9 protein-coding genes and 1 pseudogene are annotated in these 12700 nt (G+C 48.8%); 5 read left to right on the top strand and 5 right to left on the bottom strand.

Going from position 1 to position 12700, the window contains the following annotated elements; translation table 11 throughout:
* Nucleotides 1-7 precede the first annotated feature (7 nt).
* From ycaO to pflB, 3 genes are all read left to right on the top strand, one after another.
* The gene (gene ycaO, locus ACLJZ5_RS11915) at nt 8-1768 is read left to right on the top strand and encodes a 30S ribosomal protein S12 methylthiotransferase accessory factor YcaO (RefSeq protein ID WP_024797294.1); all 1761 of its coding nucleotides are present in this window, start codon (nt 8-10) and stop codon (nt 1766-1768) included.
* 404 nt (nt 1769-2172) lie between these two features.
* A complete protein-coding gene (focA, locus tag ACLJZ5_RS11910; RefSeq protein ID WP_000642539.1) occupies nt 2173-3030 on the top strand; it encodes a formate transporter FocA in 858 nt (285 codons plus the stop codon).
* A 59-nt stretch (nt 3031-3089) separates the two neighbouring features.
* Nucleotides 3090-5372 carry a formate C-acetyltransferase gene (gene pflB, locus ACLJZ5_RS11905; protein ID WP_001292803.1) on the top strand — a complete coding sequence of 761 codons (2283 nt, stop codon included), beginning with the start codon at nt 3090-3092 and terminating at the stop codon, nt 5370-5372.
* A 71-nt stretch (nt 5373-5443) separates the two neighbouring features.
* Here the strand turns inward: pflB and sopD2 are convergent, their stop codons facing one another.
* Nucleotides 5444-6403, bottom strand: a complete 960-nt coding sequence (gene sopD2 / locus ACLJZ5_RS11900) for a type III secretion system effector SopD2 (protein WP_024797295.1) — start codon at nt 6401-6403, stop codon at nt 5444-5446.
* 130 nt (nt 6404-6533) lie between these two features.
* Here sopD2 and ACLJZ5_RS11895 point away from each other — a divergent pair.
* Together ACLJZ5_RS11895 and pflA are read left to right on the top strand one after the other, a co-directional pair.
* Nucleotides 6534-6870: pseudogene (locus ACLJZ5_RS11895) on the top strand (cytoplasmic protein).
* 118 nt (nt 6871-6988) lie between these two features.
* Entirely contained in the window at nt 6989-7786 is a 798-nt protein-coding gene (gene pflA / locus ACLJZ5_RS11890) for a pyruvate formate lyase 1-activating protein (protein ID WP_024797297.1), read from the top strand.
* A gap of 291 nt (nt 7787-8077) precedes the next feature.
* Here pflA and ACLJZ5_RS11885 read toward each other — a convergent pair whose 3' ends face one another.
* From ACLJZ5_RS11885 to dmsB, 4 genes are all read right to left on the bottom strand, one after another.
* On the bottom strand, nt 8078-9499 hold the full coding sequence (locus ACLJZ5_RS11885) for an APC family permease (protein WP_410958934.1): 1422 nt from the start codon (nt 9497-9499) through the stop codon (nt 8078-8080).
* Nucleotides 9500-9716: 217 nt separating this feature from the next.
* The gene (locus ACLJZ5_RS11880; protein WP_000109271.1) at nt 9717-10865 is read right to left on the bottom strand and encodes an MFS transporter; all 1149 of its coding nucleotides are present in this window, start codon (nt 10863-10865) and stop codon (nt 9717-9719) included.
* 349 nt (nt 10866-11214) lie between these two features.
* The gene (locus ACLJZ5_RS11875) at nt 11215-12078 is read right to left on the bottom strand and encodes a dimethyl sulfoxide reductase anchor subunit family protein (protein WP_024797298.1); all 864 of its coding nucleotides are present in this window, start codon (nt 12076-12078) and stop codon (nt 11215-11217) included.
* 1 nt (nt 12079) lies between these two features.
* Nucleotides 12080-12697, bottom strand: a complete 618-nt coding sequence (gene dmsB / locus ACLJZ5_RS11870; RefSeq protein ID WP_000213069.1) for a dimethylsulfoxide reductase iron-sulfur subunit DmsB — start codon at nt 12695-12697, stop codon at nt 12080-12082.
* Between the last annotated feature and the right edge of the window lie 3 nt (nt 12698-12700).

Below are 12700 nucleotides of genomic sequence, written 5' to 3'. Positions count from 1 at the left end.
GATTTTCATGACGCAAACATTTATTCCCGGCAAAGACGCCGCGCTGGAAGACTCCATCGCCCGCTTCCAGCAAAAGTTACTCGACCTCGGCTTTCACATCGAAGAGGCCTCCTGGCTGAACCCGGTGCCAAACGTCTGGTCAGTGCATATTCGCGATAAAGAGTGCGCGTTATGCTTTACCAACGGAAAAGGCGCGACCAAAAAAGCGGCGCTGGCCTCGGCGCTGGGCGAATACTTCGAGCGTCTGTCAACCAACTACTTTTTTGCTGATTTCTGGCTTGGCGAAACGGTTGCCAACGGGCCATTCGTGCATTATCCGAATGAAAAGTGGTTCCCGCTGACTGAAAATGACGACGTACCGGAAGGCTTGCTTGATGCCCGTCTGCGCGCGTTTTACGATCCGGAAAATGAACTCACCGGAAGCCAGTTAATTGATCTTCAGTCCGGCAATGAAGAACGCGGCGTCTGCGGCCTGCCATTTACCCGTCAGTCCGATAACCAGACCGTGTATATTCCGATGAATATTATCGGCAACCTGTATGTCTCTAACGGAATGTCCGCCGGCAATACGCGTAATGAAGCCCGCGTTCAGGGACTGTCGGAAGTCTTCGAGCGCTATGTGAAAAATCGCATCATTGCAGAAAGTATCAGTCTGCCGGAGATTCCCGCAGAGGTGATGGCGCGTTATCCGGCGGTAATGGAGTCAATCGCCACGCTGGAAGCCGAGGGTTTCCCGATTTTCGCCTATGACGGCTCGCTGGGCGGTAAGTATCCGGTTATCTGCGTCGTGCTGTTCAACTCGGCTAACGGTACCTGCTTTGCTTCTTTTGGCGCCCATCCTGACTTTGGCGTTGCGCTGGAGCGTACAGTGACCGAGCTACTTCAGGGACGCGGTCTGAAAGATCTTGATGTCTTCACCCCGCCAACGTTCGATGATGAAGAAGTCGCGGAGCACACTAATCTGGAGACCCACTTCATCGACTCCAGCGGCCTGATTTCCTGGGATCTGTTCAAACAGGACGCCGATTACCCGTTCACGGACTGGAGTTTTTCCGGCACTACCGAAGAAGAATTCGCCACGCTGATGGCCATCTTCGCTGCTGAAGATAAAGAAGTTTACATTGCCGATTACGAGCATCTCGGCGTATACGCCTGTCGTATTATCGTACCGGGAATGTCTGATATTTATCCTGCCGAAGATCTGTGGCTGGCCAACAACAATATGGGTAGCCATCTTCGTGAGACTCTGCTTTCGCTGCCCGGTAGCGCCTGGAATAAAGAAGATTATCTCAATCTGATTGAACAATTGGATGAAGAAGGTTTTGACGATTTCACCCGCGTGCGTGAACTGTTGGGTCTGGCGACCGGAGCGGACAATGGTTGGTATACACTGCGCGTCGGCGAATTAAAAGCAATGTTAGCGTTAGCGGGCGGCGATTTGGAGCAGGCGCTAATCTGGACAGAATGGACGATGGAGTTCAATTCGTCGGTCTTTAGTCCGGCACGCGCAAACTATTACCGTTGCCTGCAAACGCTGCTGCTCCTGTCGCAAGAGGATGCGCGTCAGCCGCTGCAATATCTCAATGCTTTTATAAAAATGTATGGCGCGGAGGCTGTAGAAGCCGCCAGCGCTGCGCTTAGCGGTGAAGCGGCTTTTTACGGGCTACCAGCTGTCGACCACGATCTACGAGCGTTCCCGGCGCATCAGTCCTTGTTAAAAGCGTATGATAAATTACAGCGCGCGAAAGCGGCATACTGGTCAAAATAAGGCCATATGAGTGACTTAGGGTAGGTTTACCCTCTCGGCTGCGTTATATTACGGGGCGCCTTTGCGGCCCCGTTTTATTTATTTTCGCTAAACGGCGAAAAATGTAATAACAAGGTTAAATATTGGTTGTTGATATTAAATTAATTGACATAGTGATGTTACTTTATTTGTTGATTACTCCATATTAATTAACCGTGCAGCAGGAGGAGTCAGGAAAAAATTCAACTCTATTTATAATTTTTAAAATTTATTTTTATTAGAATAATCAAAAAGTTACACCGTAATTGCATAAAAGCCATGCGACTTACGGGCCTATAAGCCAGGCGAGATATGATCTATATCAAATTCTCATCTATAATGCTTTGTTAGTATCTCGTCGCCGACTTAATAAAGAGAGAGTTAGTGTGAAAGCTGACAACCCTTTTGACCTTTTACTCCCTGCAGCAATGGCCAAAGTGGCTGAAGAAGCAGGCGTCTATAAAGCAACGAAACATCCGCTTAAGACTTTCTATCTGGCGATTACCGCCGGCGTATTCATTTCAATTGCCTTTGTTTTTTATATTACTGCGACAACCGGTACTGGCGCGATGCCTTATGGCATGGCGAAACTTATCGGGGGTATCTGTTTCTCTTTGGGACTGATTCTCTGTGTTATTTGCGGCGCTGATCTTTTCACCTCTACTGTTCTGATCGTTGTAGCTAAAGCTAGCGGTCGCATCACCTGGGGGCAACTGGCTAAAAACTGGTTAAACGTCTATTTTGGTAACCTGATTGGCGCTCTGCTTTTCGTGTTACTGATGTGGCTTTCCGGCGAGTATATGACTGCCAACGGTCAATGGGGACTTAACGTCCTGCAAACCGCCGACCACAAAATGCACCACACTTTTATTGAAGCTGTCTGCCTCGGTATTCTGGCGAACCTGATGGTTTGTCTGGCCGTGTGGATGAGCTATTCAGGTCGTAGCCTGATGGACAAAGCGTTCATCATGGTACTGCCCGTCGCCATGTTTGTCGCCAGCGGTTTTGAGCACAGTATCGCAAACATGTTTATGATTCCTATGGGTATTGTAATACGCGATTTCGCTACACCGGAGTTTTGGACCGCAGTCGGTTCGTCTCCGGAAAGTTTTTCTCACCTGACCGTGATGAGCTTCATCACTGATAACCTGATTCCGGTCACGATCGGTAATATTATCGGCGGCGGTTTGTTGGTCGGGTTGACATACTGGGTCATTTACCTGCGTGGTAACGAGCATCATTAATCTGTTGATGCCCATTACACGCAGTAAATAAAAAATCCACTTAAGAAGGTAGGTGTTACATGTCCGAGCTTAATGAAAAGTTAGCCACAGCCTGGGAAGGTTTTACCAAAGGTGACTGGCAGAATGAAGTAAACGTCCGTGACTTCATTCAGAAAAACTACACTCCGTATGAGGGTGACGAGTCCTTCCTGGCTGGCGCTACTGACGCGACCACCAAGCTGTGGGACAGCGTAATGGAAGGCGTTAAACAGGAAAACCGCACTCACGCGCCTGTTGACTTTGACACCTCCGTTGCTTCCACCATCACTTCTCACGACGCTGGCTACATCAACAAAGCGCTTGAGAAAATTGTTGGTCTGCAGACTGAAGCTCCGCTGAAGCGTGCGATTATCCCGTTCGGCGGTATCAAAATGGTTGAAGGTTCCTGCAAAGCGTACAATCGCGAGCTGGACCCAATGCTCAAAAAAATCTTCACCGAATACCGTAAGACCCACAACCAGGGCGTATTCGACGTTTATACTCCGGACATCCTGCGTTGCCGTAAATCTGGCGTTCTGACCGGTCTGCCGGATGCGTATGGCCGTGGCCGTATCATCGGTGACTACCGTCGCGTAGCGCTATACGGTATCGACTACCTGATGAAAGACAAATTCGCGCAGTTTACGTCTCTGCAATCCGATCTGGAAAACGGCGTAAATCTGGAAGCGACTATCCGTCTGCGTGAAGAAATCGCTGAACAGCACCGCGCTCTGGGTCAGATCAAAGAAATGGCAGCTAAATACGGCTGCGATATCTCTGGCCCGGCGACTAACGCTCAGGAAGCAATCCAGTGGACTTACTTCGGTTACCTGGCTGCGGTTAAATCTCAGAACGGCGCAGCAATGTCCTTCGGTCGTGTATCCACCTTCCTGGATGCGTACATCGAACGTGACCTGAAAGCAGGCAAAATCACCGAGCAAGACGCACAGGAAATGATTGACCACCTGGTCATGAAACTGCGTATGGTTCGCTTCCTGCGTACTCCGGAATATGATGAACTGTTCTCCGGCGACCCGATTTGGGCAACCGAATCTATCGGTGGTATGGGCGTTGACGGCCGTACTCTGGTCACCAAAAACAGCTTCCGCTTCCTGAACACCCTGTACACCATGGGTCCTTCTCCGGAGCCGAACATCACCGTTCTGTGGTCTGAAAAACTGCCGCTGAACTTCAAGAAATTCGCCGCTAAAGTCTCCATCGACACCTCTTCTCTGCAGTACGAGAACGATGACCTGATGCGTCCGGACTTCAACAACGATGACTACGCTATCGCATGCTGCGTAAGCCCGATGATCGTTGGTAAACAAATGCAGTTCTTCGGCGCGCGTGCAAACCTGGCGAAAACCATGCTGTACGCAATCAACGGCGGCGTTGATGAAAAACTGAAAATGCAGGTTGGTCCGAAATCCGAACCGATCAAAGGCGATGTTCTGAACTTCGACGAAGTGATGGATCGCATGGATCACTTCATGGACTGGCTGGCTAAACAGTATGTCACCGCGCTGAACGTTATCCATTACATGCACGACAAGTACAGCTACGAAGCCTCTCTGATGGCGTTGCACGACCGTGACGTTATCCGCACCATGGCGTGTGGTATCGCAGGTCTGTCCGTTGCGGCTGACTCCCTGTCTGCCATCAAATATGCGAAAGTTAAACCGATTCGTGACGAAGATGGTCTGGCTATCGACTTCGAAATCGAAGGCGAATACCCGCAGTTTGGTAACAACGACGCTCGTGTAGATGACATGGCGGTTGACCTGGTAGAACGTTTCATGAAGAAAATTCAGAAACTGACCACCTACCGTGGCGCTATCCCGACGCAGTCTGTTCTGACCATCACTTCTAACGTTGTGTATGGTAAGAAAACTGGTAACACCCCGGATGGTCGTCGTGCTGGCGCGCCGTTCGGACCAGGTGCTAACCCGATGCACGGTCGTGACCAGAAAGGCGCTGTCGCTTCTCTGACCTCCGTTGCTAAACTGCCGTTTGCTTACGCGAAAGATGGTATTTCTTATACCTTCTCTATCGTTCCGAACGCACTGGGTAAAGACGACGAAGTTCGTAAGACTAACCTGGCAGGTCTGATGGATGGTTACTTCCACCACGAAGCGTCCATCGAAGGCGGCCAGCACCTGAACGTCAACGTCATGAACCGTGAAATGTTGCTGGACGCGATGGAACATCCGGAAAAATATCCGCAGCTGACCATCCGTGTATCTGGTTACGCAGTACGTTTTAACTCCCTGACGAAAGAACAGCAGCAGGACGTTATTACTCGTACCTTCACGCAGACCATGTAATGGGTTTGACTGAAATTACGCCATAAAAAGCGTACAAAAAAGGCTCCATATCAGTGGGGCCTTTTTAATTTTTATAAAAGCATATTTCGACAACCAGAATTTTTACTTATAAATAAAGTGTTATTATGTGATCTATATATTCTTCTCAGAATAGCATCAATTTCTCTTTTATTATTTTGATACTCCTCATAATCCTTATTTAATGCATCAGAAAACAGCATGGTGTTAGCTTCTGTAAAATCACATGACAATGACGGTATATATCCATGTAGCAGATAGATAAGTGTTGGATGAACCATATCAAACAGGACTTCTCCCTCTAATTCCCAGTAACCTATTTTACAAAATTGGGTAGAAATCTCAAAAGACCCCATTTGAAGACAACGTAGTTTATCCATCTCATCCTCAGTAAGCGTACCATTCCATTCAACACATGCCATTTTTCGATTTTCTCCAGATCGCATAAGCTTATAAACTTCATCCCTAATTTCATCATCCTCATTAACTTTCTGCCTAAGGTCAAAAGCAAAGTTTTCTAATAATTCTGGATAGCGAGCAATTTTTTCTCCATACTTAATACATACTTTAAAAAACAACTCTACTTCATCATCTTCCATCACTTTAAAAATACAGTTTTCTGAAACGTTGAGGAGACGATGCAAATTACATTTATCAATAACCTGGCCATCAATCTCAAATAAAACTTGTGTCTGATTCATATCAAAACGCATAACAAAGCGGTCCTGTTGAGATGGATTAGCATATTGTTTTAATTGTGTAAAGGCATGTATCTTCTCCATGCCGGTTATATCAACATTAAGTTCAGCTTGATTTTCACGTTCACATCCATGGATGAGTGTATATAATACCTCCAGCACCTCTCTTTTTTTGTGTGTTCTGAAGTAGTCCTTAAATCTATCCCATAACCCCATGTATAGCGCTTCTTCTTTATCAGGACTCATCAAACGGGCTAGCCGTGAAGCATTAACTTCATAGTTATGACGATTACCAAAACTTAACGTAACTGGCATAATAACTCCATTGATTATTTACCGCGAAAGCAAAATCTAATCCGTTGCTCTCATTTTTTGATTAAAACCACACTCTATTTAAGAGATTGAATCAGTCCGGGTTTAGAAATAACATCAGATTTACACCTGATTGCGCGTTGAATGCAACGCCAGGCACTGGACAGGCGTAACGTTCTTTGGACACATCTGAATTATGTTGAGAATTATTTTCGTTCTGACCACAACAAAACGGTGCCAACCATTCGAAAAAAGAGGCGGATCATAAACAGCAAAACCAGGGCGCTATGGATGATACACTTGCAGTATGTATTGCGGTTCGGGCGTTAAACAGAGGTACCGGGCTGATTAATGAGCCAGAATTTCTGGCGGTGCAAGTTATGCAGCATAGATTTGCCGTATATTTTATACTGAATAGAGGTAAAATAGCTCCATTGCAGCACATTCTGGAACAGCCACACATTCTGTAGTCCAAAATTTACGCTCGCAGTACCGCTTTTTTACAGGATGCAACCCCCTTACCAGGGTGCTCAACATGCCCGGAATGTGTCCATAAACCCCATGTTATTTAGAGCTAGCCGAAGCGATATGAGTAACTTAACCGATTGTATTACAAATGAAAGTGTTGCAGTAACTGCTGATAAAAAGCCGGTTATTGGTCGCATTCACTCCTTTGAGTCCTGTGGCACCGTTGATGGCCCAGGCATCCGCTTTATTACCTTTTTCCAGGGCTGCCTGATGCGCTGCCTGTATTGCCATAACCGCGACACATGGGATACGCATGGCGGTAAAGAAATCACCGTTGAAGACTTAATGAAAGAGGTGGTGACCTATCGGCATTTTATGAATGCTTCTGGCGGCGGCGTGACGGCATCCGGCGGCGAGGCCATTTTGCAGGCAGAATTTGTACGCGACTGGTTTCGCGCCTGTAAAAAAGAAGGTATCCACACCTGTCTCGACACCAACGGCTTTGTGCGCCGTTATGACCCGGTGATTGATGAACTGCTGGACGTTACCGATCTGGTGATGCTCGATCTCAAGCAGATGAATGATGAGATCCACCAGAATCTGGTCGGTGTCTCTAATCACCGGACGCTGGAATTCGCGCAGTATTTATCAAAGAAAAATGTGAAGGTCTGGATCCGTTACGTTGTCGTTCCCGGCTGGTCTGACGACGATGATTCCGCGCATCGCCTGGGCGAGTTTACCCGCGATATGGGTAATGTCGAAAAAATCGAACTGCTGCCCTATCATGAGCTGGGCAAACATAAATGGGTGGCAATGTGCGAAGAATATAAACTGGATGGCGTGAAGCCGCCTAAAAAAGAGACCATGGAGCGTGTAAAGGGTATTCTTGAGCAGTATGGTCATAAAGTGATGTATTAATCACCTGCTATCTTACCCGCTTTTAAACGGCTACCCATGACGGTAGCCGTTTTGCTGTATGGGTAACGCTCTTACCGCTAAAATACCCGCCCCTGCCGTCAGACAGGCCTGGTTAACAATATTGCGCTTACCAGGGATTAAATACAGGAGTCGCTTATCTGCTGCTGGGTTGAAGGTCTGACAACTATTGCTGCCCCGGCGCCTGTTAATACCGTTGTCTCGCCTGGAACCCAGGCACCTGTGACCTTAAAAGGCGCTCGCCTGGCAGGAGCACCGTGGAAAAGAGCGTCGTTATGTGTTTCTACGCGCCAGCAGTGGGAAAATTAATCCCAACCCGACCAGGACAAAAGGCGTCACGATGTTCAACGTCAGCTGGAATGTCCACTCCGGTGTGAACGCCTCCATTTTGGGGAAAATACCGGTAAGGCAGGCAAACGCGGTGAAGGCGAAACACCATATTCCCACAGTTAACGCCAACGCCCGGTTGCGAATAAACACATATTCGGGTTTGTACTTTTGCGCCAGTCGAATGACAGCAATAAAGGCGACAAATACCCACAGATAGCGCAGCGGCATAACAACTGAGTTGAGATTAAGCAGCCATTTGTACAGGTTGTTCATATCGCCGATGCCAAGCGTTGGCAACATAATCAAGATAGCGACCAACACTAATGTCAGCAAATAACCGTTAACTGGCGTACCTGAAGCGTTAGTACGACATAAGCGCTGCGGGATATATTTACTGTCTGCATCACCCAGCAATACTTTTAGTGGCGCATCAATAGAAAACACCAGCGCGGCGATTTGCCCCAGAGTATTGGCAATGGCATAAATCACCATTAATGTATTACCCATATGGTAATACTCACCCAATTTCTGGAATGCATAATATTGCCCATTGGTCATTAAATCGTCAGATATATGCCGGGAATCAAACATCATTCCCATCGCCAACGAACCGAGGATAGCGCAGACCGCAACCATGACGGCTAAAAAGAGCATCCCCTTCGGAAATTCTTTTCCTGGATTCCGCGTCTGGTTGACATAAGGCGAGATCTTCTCTGCCCCACCAACCGCAAAGACCAACATAGAGATGGTGGTGATATAGGTAAAATCGATATGAGGAATAAATGACTGCCAGGTGATGTTTGCGGTCGCAATTTCAACGTTTGTAATTGCTGGCGCGGTCACTGCCATCACAACATATAAAATTGACATGATAAACATGGCAATCCCGGCCACAGACCCAACAACCTTTAGCGATTTCATCCCCCGGGAAGCAACCCACATAAAGAAAACAAACAATGCCAGCGTCAGCCCCTGCAAGGCAACAACGGTATATTCTTTTATCAACGAGCCGTCGCCTTTTAAAGCCCATCCCAATGCAATGAGTATTGCCTGCGGCTTTTGCGCCAGGTAGGGAATATGCACGACCCAATAAGTCCATGCCGCAAGGTAAGCCAACCCCGGCCCCATCGTATGCTTAATCCAGGTACTGACGCCCCCTTTTCCCTCTTTGAAGGTTGAGCCCAGTTGCCCCACGATTAAGGCATAAGGAATAAAATAGAGCGCAAAAATAAACACCCAGGAGAAGACAACCACTAGCCCCTGGTTAGCATAGTTATTGACAACATTGCCGAATCCCCAAACGGTAATAAACGACATCAGGGCGATGTTGTACCATCGCAACTGTTTTTCCTGCACATTCGGCATAACGTGATCCTTCGTGAACACAATGCTATTACTATAAATGAAGCGGGGAATTATGCGCGGTAAAGACGAAGAGAGAAAATAGAGGAGCGCAAAATTATAACCTTCGGCACATTTTATTTTTCAGTAAAGCAAGAAAATTATGCAGGTCAATTATTTTACGTAAAACATAAACAAAGAGTATGCAAGACTCACGTCCTGCATACGATTCAGAGAACAGTTAGATGTGGGCGACAGGATTAGGCGTCTGGCCGGCGTTACGTAACAGCATCAGCAGATAAATAAACGATACGCTGGCGATCATAATAAACAGCAGATTATCTGAATAATTCTGCATTAACATCGCAGCAAAAGACGGCCCCAACAGGCTCCCTACCGTATAACTTAACAACAGCGCCTGGTTCATTGCCACAAGCTGGTGATGTTCGACTTTTTCACAGGCCCAAGCCATTGCGACGGGATAAAGCGTAAAACCCGCCGCCCCCAGAATAAACAGAGCTGGCGCCATCGCCGCCTGGGTTAACATGGCAATACTACCGAGTATGACAACGAATACCTGTACGCGTAATACCAGCAAGCGACCAAATTTGTCCGCCAGACGTCCCATTGGCCATTGCCCCAAAATACCGGCGCTCACCAGCACCGCCATCCAGAAACCGATGCTGGCGTTAGCCATCCCCTGATGCTTCAGATATAACGGCATCAGACCATATAATGAACCAAGAACAATGCCAGAAATAATACAACCATTCACGCCAAGACGCGCCTGGCGTAGCTTCAGCATGGCGCTAATAGAAGAGGAATGACGTGCCTGCGTTTGCTGATTTACAATCCGGGTAAAGAGTAGCGGCAGAATTCCCGCCAGAATCATTCCGGTCACCCAGGGAAGGACGTGCAGCAATTCACCAGACACTTTACTGACCAATAATTGTCCAAGGAAGGTCCCCATGTAATAGACCATCATATAGGCAGCAAGCAGGCGCCCGCGATTATGCGAGGTTCCGCTGCACATCAACGCGCTTTCGACAACAACCCAAATCATGGCGCAGCCGATACCGGCAATAAAACGCCAGCTCATCCAGCTCCAGAACCCCACCATCACGCCCAACCCGACACAACCCGCGGCGAAGATCAGCGAGGCAAGATAATAGCTACGGTTAAACCCAATGCGTTTAATTAAATACCCGGTAAATAACGTCCCGACCAGATTGCCGGTAAAATAAGACGAGCTGACCATCCCCACCTGCCAGGTCGGAAGGTTTGCCTGAGCAAGCCACAGCGGCACAAGCGTATTCAGTACCGCAATGGCCAGAGTCAACAAAAGTAGCCCGCACAGCAAAAGCATGACGGGACGGGTATAGGTGGACATGAATAAAAACCGTGAGGAAGTTCAAATTTCATGCGCATCATGCCATCGCCAAAAACATTGTCAATCGGCTCCGCATGGGCGATCCGCAAGTTTTGAGACTATCGATTTGATTTACTTATTCTGCACGTGAATATATTAAAAGGCTAAAAATTCATCCCCTTGTTTTTATTGATCTAACCCGCAAAATCGGCGTTTTGTTCAGTCGAAAAATTTCATGGTTCCTTTAGCTTCGTTTTCTTCTCTATGGATTTATATGCGCCTTCTCCGCCCCGGTTATATTCCTTAGATTGATGGCGGCTAAAGGCGAATTCGGCCTGCACGTTCTGCAGGCCGAATGCACGTCAACGCGTTAGCTGGCTACCGCCATGCCCACGGTCATATGCAGCCCATAGAATACGCCGCGGCCAATCAATTCCCCCGCCAGCATCAGAATGAAGGCGACAGAGAGCAAAGGTACCGCAGGTTGATACCCTTTTAACTGTGGCACAATCCAGCAGCACAACGCCACCGCAAGCAGCACCATACGCCAGGCCATCAGGGAACCATAATCCGGCACCAGAGCAGACGCCTGCTGAATGGAACTGTGAATCGTCGCCAGTTCCGCGCCCTGCATGGCCACCATAATGGCAATAACCACCAGCGCCAGCACCGAAACCGCAGGTAACAGACGCATCGCCCAACCGTTCACGCCCGCGATGCGCAGCAGCAGATAACCCAGTAGCGGCCCCCCCATAAAGAGCGTCAGGAAGAAGCCCAGCGGCGTCCAGACGCTATACCAGGTCGGTACTGTATCGATACTGTTATAGACGCGTACCATCATCCAGACGAAGACGACGCCCAGTACCATCGTGATAATCAGCCAGAGTGTGCGCAGTGCCGGCGGCAGCTTTTTCAGTACCGCCAGCAGCCAGCCAATCCCGCCGACCGCAAAAAACACCGAGCCGCTGGCAATTTCATTGCTCAGTGCGGAAGCACCCACGCGGTTAAGCGAGTTAAACGCGCGCATCGGCGAACCCAGATGCAGCATCGAGGCGATAAAGCCAATCCCCATCAGCACCCACAGACCAAACATACAGGCGATCACCCGCTGCTGCGTTTCCGCGCGCAGGTCGCCCTTCATCAGCGCCAGAGCCAGAACAATAAAACCACCGGCCACGCACTGACCAAAGACCGTGAAGATCATCAACGGCCATTCATGCCATCCACTTCCCATCTTATACCTCCTTCGGATTGGCCAGATAACCGGTAGTGTCCCCGGTCGGGCGGCTGTTGGCGTTGGGTTTAATCACAATATTCGGCTTCGTGAAATGCGCGCGCGGCAGCGGCGCGACGGCAGCCAGCTCACCGTGTTTTTTGCGCAGTTCGTCGATAGGACCAAAGTCCAGCGCCCGCAGCGGACAGGATTCGACGCAGATCGGTTTCTTGCCTTCCGCCACCCGGTCATAACAGCCGTCGCACTTAGTCATATGACCTTTGGCCGCGTTGTATTGCGGCGCGCCGTACGGGCAGGCCATGTGGCAGTAGCGGCAGCCGATACAGACCTCTTCGTTCACCACCACAAAACCGTCATCGCGCTTGTGCATCGCACCGCTCGGGCAGACTTTGGTACAGGCCGGGTCTTCGCAGTGGTTACACGAAATGGAGAGGTAATAGGCAAAGACGTTCTGGTGCCAGACGCCGTTATCTTCCTGCCAGTCGCCACCCGCATACTCATAAATGCGGCGGAAGCTGACATCCGGGGTCAAATCTTTGTAGTCCTTGCAGGCCAGTTCGCAGGTTTTGCAACCGGTGCAACGGCTGGAATCAATAAAAAATCCATACTGGGTTGTCATCGG

It is taken from the genome of Salmonella sp. 5800 (assembly GCF_046558195.1).
Classification (GTDB): domain Bacteria; phylum Pseudomonadota; class Gammaproteobacteria; order Enterobacterales; family Enterobacteriaceae; genus Salmonella; species Salmonella enterica.
This window is presented reverse-complemented; position numbering and strand designations above follow the sequence as displayed.

Bases quoted from the DNA above. Each gene is read 5' to 3' on its own strand.
- ACLJZ5_RS11875 (WP_024797298.1), bottom strand. From the start codon at position 12,078: ATGGGAAGTGGATGGCATGAATGGCCGTTGATGATCTTCACGGTCTTT.
- ycaO (WP_024797294.1), top strand. From the start codon at position 8: ATGACGCAAACATTTATTCCCGGCAAAGACGCCGCGCTGGAAGACTCC.
- sopD2 (WP_024797295.1), bottom strand. From the start codon at position 6,403: ATGCCAGTTACGTTAAGTTTTGGTAATCGTCATAACTATGAAGTTAAT.
- ACLJZ5_RS11885 (WP_410958934.1), bottom strand. From the start codon at position 9,499: ATGCCGAATGTGCAGGAAAAACAGTTGCGATGGTACAACATCGCCCTG.
- pflB (WP_001292803.1), top strand. From the start codon at position 3,090: ATGTCCGAGCTTAATGAAAAGTTAGCCACAGCCTGGGAAGGTTTTACC.
- ACLJZ5_RS11880 (WP_000109271.1), bottom strand. From the start codon at position 10,865: ATGTCCACCTATACCCGTCCCGTCATGCTTTTGCTGTGCGGGCTACTT.
- dmsB (WP_000213069.1), bottom strand. From the start codon at position 12,697: ATGACAACCCAGTATGGATTTTTTATTGATTCCAGCCGTTGCACCGGT.
- pflA (WP_024797297.1), top strand. From the start codon at position 6,989: ATGAGTAACTTAACCGATTGTATTACAAATGAAAGTGTTGCAGTAACT.